The organism is Phormidesmis priestleyi BC1401 (assembly GCF_001650195.1).
In the GTDB taxonomy this organism is placed as follows: domain Bacteria; phylum Cyanobacteriota; class Cyanobacteriia; order Leptolyngbyales; family Leptolyngbyaceae; genus Phormidesmis_A; species Phormidesmis_A priestleyi_B.
In genome coordinates this window covers 122012-139655 of sequence record NZ_LXYR01000006.1, presented here as the reverse complement: position 1 = coordinate 139655, position 17644 = coordinate 122012, and the positions used below count along the sequence as shown (strand labels likewise).

At 48.9% G+C, this 17644-nt stretch carries 17 protein-coding genes and 1 pseudogene; 10 read left to right on the top strand and 8 right to left on the bottom strand.

Features of this window, described 5'->3' with window-relative positions:
• A pseudogene (locus A8707_RS05605) lies at positions 1 to 286 on the top strand (IS110 family transposase); the annotation flags it as partial.
• Between the two features lie 462 nt (positions 287 to 748).
• A complete protein-coding gene (locus A8707_RS05600; protein ID WP_068815811.1) occupies positions 749 to 1462 on the top strand; it encodes a PHP domain-containing protein in 714 nt (237 codons plus the stop codon).
• 400 nt (positions 1463 to 1862) lie between these two features.
• Here A8707_RS05600 and A8707_RS05595 read toward each other — a convergent pair whose 3' ends face one another.
• Positions 1863 to 3158 carry a D-alanyl-D-alanine carboxypeptidase gene (locus A8707_RS05595; protein ID WP_068815810.1) on the bottom strand — a complete coding sequence of 432 codons (1296 nt, stop codon included), beginning with the start codon at positions 3156 to 3158 and terminating at the stop codon, positions 1863 to 1865.
• 55 nt (positions 3159 to 3213) lie between these two features.
• Between A8707_RS05595 and A8707_RS05590 the strand changes: the two genes are divergently transcribed.
• Positions 3214 to 3873 carry a cofactor assembly of complex C subunit B gene (locus tag A8707_RS05590; protein ID WP_068815809.1) on the top strand — a complete coding sequence of 220 codons (660 nt, stop codon included), beginning with the start codon at positions 3214 to 3216 and terminating at the stop codon, positions 3871 to 3873.
• 41 nt (positions 3874 to 3914) lie between these two features.
• The gene (locus A8707_RS05585; RefSeq protein WP_068815808.1) at positions 3915 to 4439 is read left to right on the top strand and encodes a DUF456 domain-containing protein; all 525 of its coding nucleotides are present in this window, start codon (positions 3915 to 3917) and stop codon (positions 4437 to 4439) included.
• On the opposite strand, the gene A8707_RS05580 is transcribed toward A8707_RS05585, so the two are convergent.
• Positions 4436 to 5365, bottom strand: coding sequence for a type IV pilin-like G/H family protein (locus tag A8707_RS05580; protein ID WP_068815807.1), 930 nt, complete (start codon positions 5363 to 5365; stop codon positions 4436 to 4438). The two genes, A8707_RS05585 and A8707_RS05580, sit on opposite strands and share 4 nt — an antisense overlap.
• Positions 5366 to 5729: 364 nt before the next feature.
• Between A8707_RS05580 and A8707_RS05575 the strand changes: the two genes are divergently transcribed.
• The 5 genes from A8707_RS05575 to hpsU all read left to right on the top strand — a co-directional run bounded on the left by A8707_RS05575 (position 5730) and on the right by hpsU (position 11066).
• On the top strand, positions 5730 to 6692 hold the full coding sequence (locus tag A8707_RS05575; RefSeq protein WP_068815806.1) for an Hpt domain-containing protein: 963 nt from the start codon (positions 5730 to 5732) through the stop codon (positions 6690 to 6692).
• A gap of 74 nt (positions 6693 to 6766) precedes the next feature.
• Positions 6767 to 7633: an NAD(P)-dependent oxidoreductase gene (locus A8707_RS05570; RefSeq protein ID WP_068815805.1), complete on the top strand. Its 867-nt coding sequence runs from the start codon at positions 6767 to 6769 to the stop codon at positions 7631 to 7633.
• Between the two features lie 463 nt (positions 7634 to 8096).
• Positions 8097 to 9383, top strand: a complete 1287-nt coding sequence (locus tag A8707_RS05565) for a glycosyltransferase family 4 protein (protein WP_068815804.1) — start codon at positions 8097 to 8099, stop codon at positions 9381 to 9383.
• 130 nt (positions 9384 to 9513) lie between these two features.
• The gene (locus A8707_RS05560; protein WP_068815803.1) at positions 9514 to 10458 is read left to right on the top strand and encodes a glycosyltransferase family 2 protein; all 945 of its coding nucleotides are present in this window, start codon (positions 9514 to 9516) and stop codon (positions 10456 to 10458) included.
• An 8-nt stretch (positions 10459 to 10466) separates the two neighbouring features.
• The gene (gene hpsU, locus A8707_RS05555; RefSeq protein WP_068815802.1) at positions 10467 to 11066 is read left to right on the top strand and encodes a hormogonium polysaccharide biosynthesis acetyltransferase HpsU; all 600 of its coding nucleotides are present in this window, start codon (positions 10467 to 10469) and stop codon (positions 11064 to 11066) included.
• On the opposite strand, the gene A8707_RS05550 is transcribed toward hpsU, so the two are convergent.
• The 5 genes from A8707_RS05550 to A8707_RS05530 form a co-directional block, all read right to left on the bottom strand.
• The gene (locus tag A8707_RS05550) at positions 11063 to 11677 is read right to left on the bottom strand and encodes a chorismate lyase (protein ID WP_068815801.1); all 615 of its coding nucleotides are present in this window, start codon (positions 11675 to 11677) and stop codon (positions 11063 to 11065) included. The genes hpsU and A8707_RS05550 overlap by 4 nt on opposite strands.
• Before the next feature lie 75 nt (positions 11678 to 11752).
• Positions 11753 to 12520, bottom strand: a complete 768-nt coding sequence (locus tag A8707_RS05545) for an ABC transporter ATP-binding protein (RefSeq protein WP_068815800.1) — start codon at positions 12518 to 12520, stop codon at positions 11753 to 11755.
• Between the two features lie 67 nt (positions 12521 to 12587).
• Positions 12588 to 13139, bottom strand: coding sequence for a Uma2 family endonuclease (locus tag A8707_RS05540; RefSeq protein WP_068815799.1), 552 nt, complete (start codon positions 13137 to 13139; stop codon positions 12588 to 12590).
• A 54-nt stretch (positions 13140 to 13193) separates the two neighbouring features.
• Positions 13194 to 14174, bottom strand: coding sequence for an ABC transporter ATP-binding protein (locus tag A8707_RS05535; protein ID WP_068815798.1), 981 nt, complete (start codon positions 14172 to 14174; stop codon positions 13194 to 13196).
• Positions 14175 to 14434: 260 nt separating this feature from the next.
• Positions 14435 to 16042, bottom strand: a complete 1608-nt coding sequence (locus A8707_RS05530; RefSeq protein WP_068815797.1) for a YcjF family protein — start codon at positions 16040 to 16042, stop codon at positions 14435 to 14437.
• A 249-nt stretch (positions 16043 to 16291) separates the two neighbouring features.
• Here A8707_RS05530 and A8707_RS05525 point away from each other — a divergent pair, with 249 nt between their 5' ends.
• Entirely contained in the window at positions 16292 to 16819 is a 528-nt protein-coding gene (locus A8707_RS05525; protein WP_068815796.1) for a DUF937 domain-containing protein, read from the top strand.
• A 152-nt stretch (positions 16820 to 16971) separates the two neighbouring features.
• Here the strand turns inward: A8707_RS05525 and A8707_RS05520 are convergent, their stop codons facing one another.
• Complete coding sequence (locus A8707_RS05520; protein ID WP_068815795.1) at positions 16972 to 17268, bottom strand: RNA recognition motif domain-containing protein; 297 nt, start codon at positions 17266 to 17268, stop codon at positions 16972 to 16974.
• Positions 17269 to 17644 lie beyond the last annotated feature (376 nt).

Genomic DNA, 17644 nt, shown 5'->3' with positions numbered 1-17644 from the left:
GGTCGCTACCGCGCTCCGCATCGCAGCCCAAACGCTCTGTCGTTCCCATTCTGCCCTAGGCGCTTTCCATCGTCGAATGCAAGCTCGGATGGGCACCGCAACGGCGCACAAACTGGCACGGATTTTCTATCACCTCTGGACATCGAACCAATCCTATGTCGATCCGGGCATGGACGCTGACCAGCAGAAGTATCAAGAACGGATCGTTAAAAACCTGAAGAAAAAGGCGCTAACTCTGGGGTTTGACCTTGTTCCTAAATCCACTGCTCCGGAGTGTGTTTCTTAGGAGTTATCCCTCATGCCCGCATTGACTGACTGCTAGTAAGCTAGAAACGATTTGCAAATTATTTTTCAGGGTGGACGTAAATAGGTCAGGCTCAAGAGCCTTGGTTGCTTTGGGTAGTGACCATACCATGACGTTCAGATTCACCCATAAGTGTGATGTGCCAGTTTTCTACTGTAACTCCCTACCCGAAAGCGTTTGCTATAAGGCTTCTTTGCTGTAGGTCAGTTTAGTCAAGTGAGGAAGCGTGAGGCGTATTAAAGACCGTCTTTAAATTCGGGCGTTGCTGAATCGATTTATGAAGCACAGATTTTACTCTCACCCTAGCCCTCTCTCTGGGGAGAAGGGTTGGCGGGGGCTTGCCCCACTTTGTGAGGAGGGCATTTCCTATCTGCATTCAGCAACGCCCAAATTCGCTATAGTAACGATCAGTAACAGACAAGCCCATTTACTGTTGAGGCGTTCATGGCTGCTAATCTTGCGACCGTTTCGACATCTGGGAAGCCAGCAGCGCAGGATGTGGTGGCACTCAGGCAGGTTTTCGCGTCAATTAATGCTGAGAGTTGTCCCCATACCTACAATTTTCACATGCACACCAATCACTCAGACGGGCAGTTGCAGCCTGAGTTGTTGATGAAGCAAGCGATCGCGCTATCACTCAAAGGGTTTGCCATCACCGATCACCATCGAGTGAGTGGCTATCAAGCTGCGCAACAATGGCTTGATAGTTGGCGACACTCTGCTGAAGCGGCAGATAAGCCGATTCCTCATGTTTGGGTCGGGGCTGAAATTACCTCTCAGTTGCTCAATACTGAGGTGCATATTTTGGGCTTTGCCTTTGACCCAGAACAGGAGGTCATCGCTCCCTACTTGCAGGGCAAAGCGCCTATCGGGGAAGCGGCTCAAGCGGCTCACGTCATTTCTGCCATTCATCAGGCGGGCGGCTTGGCAGTGTTGGCGCACCCAGTTCGCTATCGGCGATCGCCCGATGATCTGATTCCGGCTGCGGTGAACTGTGGCATTGATGGTGTAGAAGCCTATTATGCTTACAACAATCCTAAACCTTGGAGAGCCAGCCCTAATGAGACTCAGCGGGTTAAGCAAATGAGCGATCGCTATCAGTTGCTTAACACTTGTGGCACAGATACTCACGGCTTGAGTTTGCTGCAACGACTCTGAGAGCACATTTTTATCTAATTAAAAGGACAAAGTCATGATCAAGATGACTCTGCCCTTTTGATTATGAGAAGCTCTGAGCGACATAGCGGAGATTGTTAAGTAAAGTAAAAAAATTTTATTTAGAAGAGCTTGCTGATGCTCTTATTTTCCCTTTTACTTTAAGGTTTGTTGAACACCTCAGTTCATCTGAGAGACGATCGCGATGAAGCCAATACAGGTCATAGCAAGCAATACAACCATTCCAATCGATTGACCTAGATGTCTTTGAGAGGATTGCATAACGTCACCTTAGTCTGTTTGTGAATCATCACAAGATATCAGGTTTTCCTGACTTCCTGATAAAAATGCAACGTAACTTAGATTTGCTTAAATTATCTTAATATTTTGCTCATATTTACGGCTAACCGCCATAAATAATCTCATTGCGACCCGATGCCCCTAACGTGGCGCGTCTCGCCCCAACCCAAGAGCTTGGCTCAATCACGGTTGGAGACAGCACACTGCCCCACTGATGCTGTAGCGATTTGAGAAAGACTTCTTGCTGCTTTCGCAAACTGCTGATGTCGCTGCCTCGGTTGATAATCGCGAACCAGACAAACCCCCGATCTCGCGTAGGCAAAACTCCCGCTAACGCACTTACCTCATTGAGCGTGCCCGTCTTCACAACCGCCGCACGAGGAATATCTCGGTCTTCTAGCGTACCGTCGCGATCCCACCCTGAAACGGGAAACAGATCGGCGATCGTAAAATTGCGCGGATGAATGTAATGGTCGATCGCGGCAAACATCGCACAGGCTGCACGAGGAGAAATCCGGTTGTCCATGCTCAACCCTGACCCATTTACAAGCTGGATTTCTGCTGCGGGAACCCCAGCGGCGTTGGCGGCTTTCTCAACGGTTGCCTGAATGCCTCCCAAATTGTCGGATAACATCTGAGACATTTCGTTCTGACTGTGCACATTCATTCGTTTGAGAATGTCTGTAAGCGGTAGAGATCGATGTCGCAACAGCAGAATTTGTTTAGGCAGTAGCTCGGTTTTCGCGGCAACTTTGCTCGCCCCTTTAATCTCAACACTAGGGCGCGGCGTATCTTTCGGCAACTGCTCATACTCAAACTTTGCATCGTCATTCCAGGTTTTTGAGTTGAGCGTTTGTTTGAGTAACTCTCCAGATTTGGTGCGATCGTCCTCAAAGCTCATCATGAAGTTGCCCACAATCAGCAGATTTCCGGTGATGCGAGAGATGCCCATTTTGTTGAGCGCATTGCCCAGCTCGATCGCCTCTGCCCAATCAAACAAAGGATCGCCACCGCCTTGAATCACCAAATCCCCCTGCAAAACGCCGTTCTGAATCATGCCCGTAGCAGAAATCAGCGTCTCAAACTGGTGATCGACACCCCACGTTTCTAGCGCGGCTAACGTAGTGGCAACTTTGGTAATCGAAGCGGCAGGAAGCGGAGTCGTTCCTTGATGATTGGCTAACGACTGAGCGCCTGACTGAAGCCAAATTCCCTGAGTCGCCTCGCTCAAACCTCGACTGGCAATCTGTTTAAGATATTGCTTCATCATAGTTTCTGCACTGCGATCGGGCGTTTCTTGCAGCTGAGTTAGCCCGATCGACTCTGAAGAATTGAGATCTGGCACTCCTGCCACATTTAGCCAGAGCGACACCAATCCAGAGCTAAAGAGTTCTAGCAAGCCACGTCTCCTGTCAGAATAAACGAAGGGGATTGAGAGATTTGAGCGAGAAAAAATGGCGAAACCCGATCAAAATCAAGTGCTGCGACAACTGCCGATCGTGGTTGGCTCAATAGCAGGTATTTTACTGTTCACCAATCGGTTTTTGACATCAAGTTTGACCGATTCACAGGCACGATCGGACGCGTTGGGGGTCATTCTTAGTGCGCTGCTGATTTTGACGGGGCTGCTTTGGCAACGAGTCCAGTCGAGAACTCCTGAGAGCGTTGAGCTAGTTGGCGAACAAGGCTTTGAGCTTGCGCCCGATTTGCCAGATGCCGTCAAAACTGAGCTAGCTTGGATGTCGCATCTACTTTTAACAAATACCGTTACGAAGTCGATCGTGGTGTGGCATCGGGGCAAAGTTTTGCTGCGACGAGGCATTCTCAGCCCCAACACCGAAGTCAAACCCGGAGCGATCTTACAACGAGTGTTAGATAAACATCAGCCGATTTATCTGGTTGCTCTTGCCATCTATCCAGGACGCTTTGAGTTTGATTATCTGCCCGAAAATACGCAAGGCGTGATCTGTCAGCCGATCGGAGCTGAAGGAGCGCTGATTTTAGGAGCCAATGCCCCCCGCAGCTACACCAAGCAAGATGAAAATTGGGTCGCCGCGATCGCAGAAAAACTTGACAACACCCTCAGCCAGCATCTTGAACCCGCCAAAGGTTAACCTCTACACGCTACCGTAGTAATATCCCCTCACTGAATCCTATGACATCCACGATCGTCATTTATTGGTCATTGGTTGCCCTCATGGTCGTGGGCATCATTGGCGCAGTCGTCCCCGGCATTCCAGGAACGAGCTTAATTTTGATAGGAATTATCGCGTGGGGATTGGTCAAAGGGTTTGCTAGTGTCGGAGTCGCTTTGACGGTCGCGATCGTCGTTCTCATCAGCAGCATCGGCATCGACTTTTTGGCAAGTTATTGGGGCGCAAAAAAAGCAGGAGCCAGCAATTGGGGACAGATTGGCGCGATCGTCGGTCTATTTCTAGGATTCTTTGGTTTGTTCCCTGCTTTGCCCTTCGGCGGACCGCTACTCGGCATCTTGCTCGGACCTTTATTGGGCGCGATCGTGGGTGAGTTTATCTACTGCAAAAATATTCAGATTGCCATCAAAGCAGGACTCGGCATCGTAGTCGGCTCCCTAATTGGCAATTTGATTCAGGGCGTGTTGGCGATCGCGGTCGTTGCCGTTTTCCTGTTGACCACGTTTCCGATCGCGACTCCGTCTTAGTCTACTTGAGCAGAACGGCTCGGACACTTCAGAGTCTTTGAAGATTCGGGAACGGGCAGCGACTCGGCTGAAAGCTGTTTTGCCTTACAGATGATATTCGCAGTCTTTTTCTTAGTCACTGCGACAACTCCGACATAGCTTCTCAACCCATTTGCTTTGGGGATAGCTGCAATCTCAGCGCGAGACGCATTCGCAACTCTTAACTTATAGGCGTAGTCATAGCTTTGAGAAATTAAGTTCATCGATCGCTCAAGTTCTTCTAAACTGCTAGCAAATCGCTTGTTTTCATCAAAAAACTTGGTTTGAGCAGCATTCATTGCCTTTAAATAGCGCTCAGCCTTTTGCTGCTTTTCTTGAGGAGTCTGCTTGCTCACACTCTCTCCTAGTAGACCTCCTTCTGCCTCGGCTGCTGCCGTTTGATTGGCTGCCTGCGAGGTCGAAATCAAGGTAGCCATCGTGCCACCTGACATAAAACCCACCACTACGGCAACCCCAAACAGCACTGAGTAAGCTCGAAAATAAGATGGGATGGATACCTCATTTTCCGTCTGCTGCTCCTCAAGCTCTGCTTCATCAAGGTCTAAAGAGTCTTCCAGATCTTCAGATCTGTCTTTTGAAGCGGGTTGAACAACGGGCTGTAGCGCAAATTCTCTAACCCAGGAGAAAGAGGATTTTCCAATTTCTTGTGAGCAGATTTTAATAGTGTTTATTTGCTCTACGTCAAGCCTATCCAGCCCTCTGCAAACAAAGGTAACGATCGCCTCCTGATTCAATGCTCGACTAGATTCTAGGAGAACGCCTAAACAGTGCCCTTCTAACTCCACTTGAGCTTGAATTTCTTGAGGGTTTAAAACTGCATTCATCAACGCTGTGATCGCGGTTGAGTCACCCTGTTTAGCAAGTTCTAGAAGGTGAGGCTGATTCATAAGAAGCCACGCTTGAGAGGAAGACGTTGATAGAAAGCCTGTTTTAATCACACAATCCGCGAAGAGCCTTTACTACCACTCTTCAAGGAGATAGCCTTTGACTCAGGAGTAATTTAGACTCGTTGAGTGAATCTTGATACATCTATTAAAACTTTTTATCTCGATTTGTACCATCAAAAAAACGGTTACCCAAACCGAGATATTTCTTCGCCATAGATTGCGGTAGGTAGTTTAGCTCAGATGCCAAACATTCGTCAGGTCTTTCTCTCTAAATACGTGAGGCTATGCGTGTAGCTGGGAATACTCAGTAAATGGAGGTAGGGTCTCCTCTTTAACATCCACTTTTGGCAATGGGAGCAGGGCAGTGCAATCAGTCAAGCAGCAGCAAATCTTGGGCTATTTCATCGAAGAGGCAAAAGAACATCTCGACACGATCGAGCAAGGCTTAGTCAATCTGCGAGTCACCATGTCTGACTCAGAGCAGGTCAACGAGCTATTTAGGGCGGCGCACTCGATTAAAGGAGGAGCCGCAATGCTGGGGTTTGACAGCATTCAAAAAACGGCTCATCACTTTGAGGATTGTTTCAAACACTTACAAGAGCACCCGGTGACGATCGACCAAACGTTAGAAAACCTCTTTCTCAAAGGATTTGACACGCTTAAAGAATTAGTTGAAGCGCTGCAAAGTCCTTTTGGGCTGCAAGAAGAAAAGGCTCATCGGGCAGTCATCGCCTCCGAGCCTATTTTCACCCAGCTAGAAACGTATCTTCAGTCTCTCATCAACAAGGCAACCGTCTTGCCACAGCCCAAAAGTGCTGCTGCGCCTCAGTCTTCAATCAGTGCGGCGGCTCACATCAACACCATTCTCAAGGCAATGCTGCAACTGTTTAAGCAGGGAGACTCGATTAGGAGCCGTCAACAGCTTGTTGCGTTGTGCAGCCGCTTGATTCAATTAAATGTCACGGCTAAACCTTGGGTGACCGCCTTACAAATCGTGCAACAAGCGATCGCGAACCCCAAAAATGCTTACCCGATTTTGGCTCCGATCGTGATTCGCAATCTCAAACAAGCCAGTGATCTGCTGCTGACGAGAAGAGTCGCTGAGATTGAAGTGAGTCAAAACCTTCTCAAACTGGTGATGCCCGCTCAACCTGCTGTTCGCCCATCTCAAATTGCGGCTCAACCCTCAGTGCGTCAGGTCGCATCTAAACACAATCAAGTCTCAATTCCACGAGAGCCGAGAGCGGCTGCTAGAGCATTACTCGAAACGTTTAACAAAAATGAACTGATTGAAATCGCCCAGTTTTTGATGAAAGCGATTCAATAAGAGTCGGGGTTCCTCTCCACTGTAAACTCTAAACTAGAAGCTCGACAAGCCAACGTTTTGGGTTGAGGTGAGCCGTGAAGATTAGCCTTCTAGGAACTGGACTGATGGGTTTGCCAATGGCGCAGCGCCTGATGGATGCCCATCATTCTCTTACCGTTTATAACCGCACCGCCTCTAAGCTAGACCCTCTGCAAGCGGCTGGAGCCACGATCGTACCGTCTGCTGCCGCCGCGATCGTCGCTTCAAGCTGCATTATCCTCATGCTCACGGATGCGGCTGCCATTCATGATCTTTTGCTGTGCGATGAGTCTCGATCTCAACTGACAGGGCGCACTGTAATTCAAATGAGCACGATCGCGCCTCATGAAAGTCAGACGATTCGAGACGAGGTGGTTGCCGCAGGAGGCGACTATCTAGAAGCCCCTGTGCTGGGCAGCATTCCAGAGGCGCGATCGGGGTCACTGATCGTCATGGTTGGCGCAGAACCTGATCAATTTGCTCGCTGGTTCACGCTTTTAGAGACTTTTGGATTGGAGCCAGTCCTATTAGGTTCGGTCGGATCGGCGGCGGCGGTTAAATTGGCACTTAATCAATTAATTGGTGCGCTGACTAGCGCGTTTGCGGTCAGTTTAGGGTTGGTCACGCATCAGGGCGTAGATGCTCAAGCATTTATGGCGATTTTGCGTAAAAGTGCTCTTTACGCGCCCACCTTTGACAAGAAACTGCAGCGAATGCTCGATCGAGACTACGAAAATCCGAATTTTCCGACCAAGCATCTCAAAAAAGACATTGATTTGTTTATCTCAGCCGCTCAGTCATCAGGTCTAGAAACAAATGGTGTAGAAGGAGTGCGCCAGATTTTGACCAAGGCGATCGCGATGTCGTTTGCCGAGATGGACTATGCAGCACTGTTTTCTGCGATCGTTCCACCTGCTGAGTGAGCCGATAACCTAACTAATCTTATACTTTGATCTGAATTTCATCACCCACCTGAGAATAGTGACTTCATAAAGCGTGTAGGAAATCTACTGAGTTCTCAACCATCGGCTTTGTTCAGAAGAGCCTAAATCGATGTGGGCATTATCCAGAAAGAGGTCTCTTAGAGTGTAAAGAGTAGAAGAAGTGAACCTGTCTTCAACTATCTAAATAGATTGCAAAAGTTAATCTATTTACAGAACGTTAATCTGAGCGTAGTAGAAAGAATGTAGTCCTATTCTCTCTGAAACCGACAGCACAGTGTGATTATTTTTACTCAGTGGGCATGATGAGCAAAGCATTAACTGTGAACAATTCAAGGAATCTTTAATTTCTGGTGAGAGTCAAAATTTTTAGAGATTAGGAATTAAACCTTCAGAACGAATGCAGCCAGTGAAACGCACCCCTAACCGTCTGAGTCCATCAGCTATGCGTATCTTGATCTATTCATATAATTATTATCCAGAGCCGATCGGCATTGCACCTCTCATGACTGAGTTGGCAGAGGGGTTGGCAAAACGGGGTCATGAAGTGCGGGTGATCACCGCAATGCCCAACTATCCGCAGCGAGAAATCTATGAGCAATACCGCGGCAAGCTCTATGAAACCGAAGAACGGAATGGAGTAACGATTCAGCGCAGCTATGTCTGGGTTAAGCCCAAGCCGAGCCTGCTCGATCGCATTTTTTTAGACAGCAGTTTTGTGTGTACCAGCTTTTTTCAAGCGCTCAGAGGGTTGCGACCTGATTTGGTTCTTCTAACTGTGCCGCCGTTGCCCGTATGCGCCCCGGCTGCTTTGTTGGGCTGGCTCTACAATTGTCCGATCGTGCTCAACGTGCAAGACATTTTGCCCGAAGCCGCTGTTCACATGGGGTTGATTAAAAATAAGGCGTTGATTTGGGTGCTGGAAGCGATCGAAAAGTTTGCATATCGGACGGCGCACACCGTCAGCGTGATTGCAGAAGGATTTGTCGAGAATCTAGAAAGCAAAGGGGTTCCGTCTGAGAAAATCACCTGCATTCCCAATTGGGTAGACACCAGCTTTATTCATCCGCTTCCCAAAGAAAACAATGCGTTTCGACGTGCCCATCAGATCGAAGGCAAGTTCGTCGTGCTCTATTCGGGCAATATTGCCTTAACTCAAGGGTTAGAGACCGTTGTAGAAGCGGCGGCACAGTTATGTGATGTGCCAGACATCGTGTTTGTGATCGTCGGTGAGATGAAGGCAGTTGAAACGCTGAAACGCTACTGCAAAACCTGTGGAGCAAATAACGTAGTCTTGCTGCCCTTTCAACCGCGTGAGAGTTTGCCTGAAATGCTAGCTGCCGCCGATGTGGGGCTAATCGTGCAAAAGCACAATGTTATCTCGTTTAATATGCCGTCTAAAACGCAGGTTTTGCTGGCAAGCGGTCGCCCAATCATTGCGTCGGTTCCTGGGTCTGGCAGCGCTGCGGAAGCGATCGAGAAAAGCTGTGGGGGAGTCGTAGTTGAGCCAGAAAATCCGGTAGCGTTGGCGAAGCAGATTCTAGAGTTGCAAAAAAATCCTGAGCACGCCGAGCGATTGGGCAAGCAGGGGCGACAATATGCTCTAGAGCGCTATTCGTTTGAACAGGCACTGAATCAATATGAGAATCTCTTTTACCAGGTGAAGAAGAGTTCTCAGCCGATCAAACCGACTTATGCCCTCAGCACTAACAAACCGGGTGCTGAAGGTTAGACCGATCGCCTTTAGGTTTAAAATTGATGACCCGCCTAGAGACGACCATTCTGGAATGGGAACACTGTAGGGCAGCGATGATTCCGCCAACCTTGCGGTCTGGGTCGCGCTCACGCTCAATGGTTGAATTATGAACTTTAAGCTTCCTAAACTTCCGGTGTCTGTGCTTATTCCGGCTCGAAACGAAGAGGCAAACCTCCCGGCGTGTCTAGAGAGCGTTGCCAGAGCCGATGAGGTGTTTATGGTCGATTCTCAGAGCAGTGATCGCTCGATCGAGATTGCCGAACGCCACGGAGCTAAGGTGGTGCAGTTTCAGTTCAATGGTCGATGGCCCAAAAAGAAAAATTGGTCACTCGAAAATCTGCCGTTTCGCCATGAATGGGTGCTGATAGTCGATTGCGATGAGCGCATTCCGCCCGAACTCTGGGATGAAATCGAGACAGCCATTCAGCAGTCGGACTGTGATGGCTATTATCTGAACCGAAAAGTCTTTTTTCTCGGTCAGTGGATTCGTCATGGCGGCAAATATCCTGACTGGAATCTGCGTCTGTTTCGACATGCGAAAGGGCGCTATGAAAACCTGAAAACCGAAGAGATTCGCAACACAGGTGATAACGAAGTTCACGAGCATGTCATCTTGCCTGGAAAGGTTGGATATCTAAAACAAGATATGCTGCACATCGACTTTAAGGATCTCTATCACTGGTTAGAACGCCATAACCGCTACTCAAATTGGGAAGCTCAGGTTTATCTAAATCGACTTAACGGGAAGGATGAGCGGGGCACGATCGGAGCCAATCTTTTTGGCACTGCCGTCCAGCGCAAGCGATTCTTAAAAAACATTTGGGTCAGACTTCCGTTTAAGCCTCTGCTGCGGTTTGTCCTTTTCTACATCATTCGCCTGGGCTTTTTAGATGGGAAAGCAGGCTATATTTATGGGCGATTGTTGAGCCAATATGAATACCAGATTGGCGTGAAGCTCTATGAATTGCGTCAGTGTGGTGGCACTCTGAATACGGCTAAAAATCAGTCTCCTGAGGCGACTTCTCAACCCGTCGCCCAAACCGACTCTTGAGGAGATTAATGGATCAGGAATCGGCAAAACTATCTCCGGTTTTAGATGCAAAACCACTGGTTGATCTGCGCCAATATGACCAGGCTGGGTTCGATCGGGGTCGCCCGGGCTGGTATGTGATGCTGTGGTGGCTGGTGCAGGGGGTGCTTTTTCCGTTGACTCCTCACCCGTTTAACTCAGTGCGGTGTCAGCTATTGCGACTGTTTGGGGCACGAATTGGCAAAGAGGTTTTGATTCGTCCGACGGCTCGATTTACCTATCCGTGGAAGGTTGAGATTGGCGACTATAGCTGGATTGGCGATGATGTTGTCTTTTATAGCTTGGAGCTGATTCAGATCGGTGAGCAGTGTGTGATCTCCCAAAAGAGTTACCTGTGTACTGGGAGTCACGATGCCCAAGATCCTAAGTTTGGACTGGTGACTGCTCCGATCGCGATCGGCAATGGCGTTTGGATTGCAACAGACTGCTTTATTGGTGCAGGCGTTCAGATTGAAGCCAATGCCCTGGTCGGGGCAAGAAGCAGCGTCTTTTCCTCGTTGCCAGAGCAGCAGGTTTGTTGGGGGACTCCCTGCCGTCCTCGATACCCCAGGAAATTTCGGGATGGTTAAGGATGAAGCTGCATCTCACCGAGATATTTCTGCAAGTAGGGTGAAAACACCTCGTAGATTACCGTCAGGGGTTGCCCGTGATGCCAGAAGAGATAGTGTCGTCCCCAAAAAGGACCCGATTGCTCAAAAGCTTCTTCTAAAACGCTAGAGCGACCGTAGCAAATGCCTTTCACATCTCGATATAGCTCGGTTCGTAAACGGGCGAGACTTGCCCAAATGGGGAGCGATCGGTTCTGCAAATAGTCGTCTACATGGCTCTGCTCCCACCACGAAGTTGCATACGCTAATCGTTGCCCAGAGGACGTTCTTAGCCAAACTTGCCGTCGCAATCGCGGTCCGGGCACCATCTCGATAGAGGCAGGGGCGTTGTCGTGATCAAAGCCGATCGTAGACATATCGATCACGTCTACTTCGGTCGGTTCGCCTGTGAGAAGTTGCAGGTGGCGAGTTGGAGAGCCGTCTCCTAAGAGCAACATTTGCCAGGTTGGGGCTAGCTGACTGTGGGGTAAGCCTTGCTGAATATCGCGATCGTTGCCCTGCCAGACAGGATCAAGAAAGTTCCAGCTAGTTGGCAGAATCGTGCTATCGGTCGGTTTAAAGGTAGCAGTCAAAGAACGTTACATAAATTAACTCCTTCTCAATCATACCGTTCCTGCTCTCTAAACCACTGTGAAGACCATCCGGGATCACTGTCCTAAATAGGCTTCTAAGACTTGAGCGTTGGTTTGAATTTCGCTCGGAGAGCCAACTGCGAGATTGCTACCTTCAGCGAGAACCCAGACTCGATCGCACAACGACATAATCACGTCCATGTTGTGTTCGATGATCAAAAAGGAGAGTCCTTGACGGTTCCAGTAGTGAATATATTCGCAAATTTGATTAATTAGCGTTGGGTTGACTCCTGCCGCAGGTTCGTCGAGCAGCACGAGTTTGGGACGGGTCATCAGAGATCGGGCAATCTCCAATAATTTGCGCTGTCCGCCCGAAAGTCCGCCCGCATAGTCTTGAGCTTTGGCTGCCAGTCCGACCGATTCTAGGATCTCCATCGCTCGATCGCGGGCTTCTCGCTCTTCTTTGGCGATCTGTTTTCCTGAAAACCAGGTGTTCCAGAATTTCTCACCTGTTTGGTGTTGAGCCGCTAACAGCAAATTTTCTAACACCGACAGACGCGACAGCACACGGGCGACTTGAAACGTGCGAACCATACCGCGTTGGGCGATTTGGTGAGGCTGCAAGTTTTGAATCGGCTCTCCGTCAAACAACACTTGCCCTTGATCGGGATGGATGAAGTTAGACAGCAGATTAAACAGCGTCGTTTTGCCTGCGCCATTGGGACCGATTAGCCCGGTGACACTGCCGGGAGCAACCTCGATCGAGGCGTTATTAACTGCCATCACGCCACCAAAGCTTTTGATTAATCCCGAAGCGGACAGGACGGGCGTTGAATTTTTCATCAAGATTCTCCAGGAAAATTTGCCACTTTAGGGAAGGATAGGAGTGGTCAACCAGCAGAATTGACGGCTAATCAAACTCTGGTGCCCAAATACTTGAAATCTCCATCTCCCAACCTGGAAGGAGTTCTGGAACCGTCAAAACATCCCCATCTCTCAAAACAGTGGGATCGTCTTGCCCAGGGCGAAACAGTTCAACAATTCTCGTTCTAGGGTCAACCACCACTCCAGCAACCATGCCTAGCGAGAGGTAGAACTTGACCTTCTGACGCTGCTTTGCCAGGGAGTCTGATTTTGATACCACTTCAAAGCCAAGATCGGGCACCAGTCGCGCAAAGTCCTTTGTAGTTCGTCTCAGTCGCTCTGCTTTGACGAAAGAGCAGTCAGGGGCGCGAACATCTTCATTAGCATTGGGAAGTCTGAAACCAGCACTGGAGCCTGCAACACGCCCAAGCTTTCGAGGTCTAACCCAGTTGGCTAGTTGCCGCCCAATCTTTAGAGCGATTTCATCAGACTCTAATCCAGACGGACTCATAACGACGATCTCTCCATCTACTAATTCCATCTGGTAATTGGGAAACTGCTGCTGGAAAATTTCTAGATCGTTAGCAGTGAGTGGCATACGCGCTCCAACACGGTTCTTAACTCCATCATTATATTTTTACAGCGTCTCACGTTAAGTGCTGGAATGAATGCCCCGATCGTGCAACTGTTGCACAAAAAATTCCTCTAGCGATGGGCGAGCAAGCTGAATCGAAATCAATTGCGCTCTCATCAGTCGCAGACTGGCAATAAAATCTTGCGGGTCGCCTTTGAGATGTCCGAGCCAGTAGCCTTCTTGAAAATCTAAATCAATAATCCACTGCTTTAAAACTTCGGGGTTGCCGCCTTTGACTTTGACTTGATAGGTGTCAGCAATGCCCAGCAGATCTTGCAGAGAGCCGATCGAAATCAGTTCTCCTTGGGCGAGAATGGCGACCCGATCGCAGATCTTCTCAACATCCGACAAGACATGACTGTTGAAGAAAATCGTCTTGCCTTGAGACTTGAGAGACAGAATAATTTCTCGCAGTTGATAGCGTCCGAGCGGATCTAAGCCGGACATCGGCTCATCTAAAAACACCAATTCTGGATCGTTGATTAACGCCTGTGCCATGCCAATCCGTTGCAGCATTCCCTTGGAGTATTGCCGCAGTTGTTTTTTTCGGGCGGTTGATTGCGCGAGTCCCACTAAGTCGAGCAGTTGGGGGATGCGTTTGCGTTGAATCGATCGGGGCACCTGAAACAGTCCTGCTGCAAACTGCAAAATCTCCCAACCTGTCAGATAGTCGTAGAAATAAGGATTTTCGGGCAAATAGCCGATGCGTTGTTTGACAACCCGATCGCCCAGGGGTTTTCCTAACAAAGTTGCCCGTCCAGAGGTTTGACGCACAATTCCCAACAGGGTTTTGAGCAGAGTGGTTTTGCCTGCGCCGTTTTGTCCCAACAGCCCAAAGGTCTCGCCCTCGTAGACGGTCAGACTGACGTTTTTGAGCGACGCCACCGTCTGATTCATCCAAAATCCAGTGCGGTAGCGTTTGCTCAGGTCGTAGGTTTGGATCACGATCGGGCGATCGTTTTCAGGGGTTTGACTCGGTAAATCTACAGCAGCGTCCATCTTGTCTTCAGCGATGTGTAGACATTAAACCACTTTATCGGATTTTCGATTCGGCTGATTTTGGGTTTGCAGATCCCGCGTTTGGCAAATCTTGCTTAGACTTGATTTAAGAGAATTCTAGGGATGAGTAATTTATGGATCGCTCGAAGTTTGTGGCGGTGTTGACAGGGGCGATCGCGCTAATTCTAGGTGTCGGTTATTTGGTTCTAGTGCAGTTTCTGGATATGCGAGGCGAGATGATCCCCGCGCCGATCGTGGAACTAATGCCAATCGTCGATCGTGTCTTCGAGGGGTTCCATTTCCAACAGTTCTGGTTCTCTTTGCACTAAGGCACCGGGTTCGTCATCGTCTTCGATTTTGGCTTCAAGCTGTAGGGGTTTGATAACTTTTGTGATGGCATCTTGCACAAACGACTTGATAAATTCGTCGCGACGGTTGAGTTGAAACTGACGCTGCACGACTTCAGTAATGCCGCCATCGCCCCAATCTTGGTCATGCCGAAAATATTCGATAAAGCTTTTGCCTGCGATGCGAGTCAGATAAGCCGCGCTGATGCCTTGAATGGCGCGTCCGAACAGAAATCCGCCGACGCTCAACTGTAGAGCAGTGCTGAGAAGCTCGATCGCACCTTTTACCACGCCTAAACTAACCAACGTTTTTGCCAGCGATAGAGCCATCTCTCGTCCGCGCTCCATGTTGATTTCGCAGCCGTAAACTCTGCCAATCTCGACGACCATTTGGGCATTGACAGCCGCTGTTGCCAACAAATCCACCACGGGGAGCGGAGTCACCGCAATCACGCCAGCCCCGATCCACTGAAACCGCTCGACGATTTTTTCTGCCTGTCGTCGCCGTTGCCCATCAATTAAGCGACGTGCCTCTTCGCCCAGCCGTTGCGATTGCAGCAAAATATTGTCTGCCAGCAAGTCTTCACCTTCTGCCCTCAAAATCGCCGCCATTCGCCGAATCAGTGGCATGATATCCGATTCGGGTTGGATGGTTTCCCCGGTGTCTAGCTTCACCGATTGGGGATTGGCAGCGATCGAGATCACGTCATGGGTCGAAACTACGCCGCGCACCCGCTCTCGCAGCCGAGCCAAAATCGTTTCTAAATCGTCTTCTGTGTAGAGATCGGCTTTGTTGACGACCACGATCGAGCGTTTGCCAATCTCTGCCAGCATCTTCATCGGGTCATATTCTGACTGTCGAAGGTCGTTGTCGAGCACGAACAGCAGCAAATCTGCCTCCGTTGCAAGGCGGCGAGCCAGCTTTTCTCGTTCCGTTCCGGCGACTCCGGCTTCTAAAATTCCGGGAGTATCGGTGATTATGATCTCTCGATCGACTCCCTTTAATTTCAGTCGATAGGTTTCTCCAACTTCGGTAGTGCCCATCGGTGCGCCCACTTTGCCCACCATTCGCCCCATCAGCGCATTCACCACAGAGGTTTTGCCCGATGATCCCGTCCCGAAGACGACGACCATTAGTTCACCACGGGCGAGATTTTGCTCGATTTCGCGCGATCGAGTCAGCATCTCGCGTCGCGTCACCTCATCTTGAATCTGCTTTAACTGCTGACGGACGGCTTTGAGATTCTCTTCGGCAGCTTCTGCTTTGATAGGCGAAACTTTAGGAGAGATGCGACGGGAGCGGTTGCGCTGCTGCTTGCGAGGCAGGAGAAAAAAGTAGTAGACAAATGCCCCAATCAGCACGCTCAGCAGGGCAATGATCAAGAAGATCAAAATCGGTCCGAGCAGTGGATAGTAAGCCAATTGCCAAGATAACCGAGAGAGAGAATCGATCAGCCAAATCATCAGCCCCAAAATGAGCGTGAGACCAAAGATCAGTGTCAGCAGGCGAGGCAACGGCATGAAGATAACCCGATTCTAGTCAAATGGACTTCGCAAACGCGAATCAAAATTCTTCTCTATTCTCCTTCATTCGTCTAGTGCAAAGAGTCTCTCAAGAATGAGATTTGTGAGACTGAATCAAAATCTAAACGTCCGATCGTTGACTTTGAAGGATGAGTTTTCTATTCTCTAGAGGCTAATCGGATGCTTAAGTTGAAATGTAGTCATCCAAAGCTTAAAATTCTTCAAAGTTGTTGAAGCAGGGAAATTATGAGCCTTTTTGATCAGATTCTTAGCGCTGTTGGAAATCCTCAGCAGCAAGCCAGCCCCGATCAGTTAGGAGGCATTCTTGGCATGGCGCAGCAATTGGGCAATAGCCATGGAGTCGATGCTGGAACGACTCAAATGATTATGTCTACAGTTGGCAACTATGTACGATCGTCGCTGCAAGATAAGCAAGCCTCAATGGGCGGCGATCAAGTGCAATCTTTGGTAAATCAATACGGTGGATTAGGCAACAATCCTGATGCCGTTCAGGCGGTGTTTTCTCAAGATCAGCAACAGCAAGTTGCCAATGATCTCGCTCAGAAAACTGGCTTGAATGCGGGTACGATTCAATCGATGTTGCCTGTGTTAGTGCCGATCGTGCTCAATCTTTTGCAAAGTGGTTCTAACACCCAAAATGCCCAAGCCGGAAATCCTGTTCTCAACACATTTTTGGATTCAAACCAAGATGGAAATGTGGATTTAGGAGATCTAATGGGAATGGCAGGACAGTTTCTCGGTCAGCGAGGTTAACTCCTTGCGGACTGAATAAACGACGTTTGAAAATATCATTTGACTCAAACGTCAGTGGGCGTATTTTCCAGGAAGTACGCCCTTTTGTTTTAGAAACTTGCGCGAAAATTGAATCCCAGTTGGCTAGAACTCTCTAGTAATCCGCAATTCCCTTAGTATCGAGACTTGGTGAACGTTTTGCTAGGAGCGCCGTCTCCACTGCGAGGCTCTCGTGGTTTTGCCTTGTTGACTTTCAACTCCCGACCGAGCCATTCTGCCCCATCCAATTCTGCGATCGCGGCATCTTCTTTGGCTTCGTCTTCCATCTCGACAAACGCAAAGCCTCGCTTTCTGCCCGTCTCTCGATCGGTTGGGAGGCTGACTCGGCTCACCGCACCATATTCAGCAAACACTTCCTTTAAATCGTCTTCTGTCGCCTGAAATGCTAAATTTCCAACGTAGATAGTCACAGTTTTCTCCAAACCAAATGCGAGGGCGAACTCGGTAAGTGCTTTGGATGCAGCAGACTGCTAGTTGTCCTTAGCAACTGTAGCCGAACTCTTGTTCGCGAATTATTATAACGGAATCTTTTCTGAAAGAGAAGCACAAACGCTGCATTTAGTCTAGTGATAAACAGACGAATTCTTATCAATAACGGGGTCAAAACTTATCTGAAATCCGACAGATGATTATGGTTTATTTCTCGAAATTCAATCTGGCGGGTGATTTGAATCAAAGTTTACAAAGCTTTGCAAATTTTATGAATGCTAGTCTGAAAGTCATGTTTCTTTGACTCAGAAAAACTTTCCGTAGAATGCGGATTTCAGGGTATTAACAATTACACAA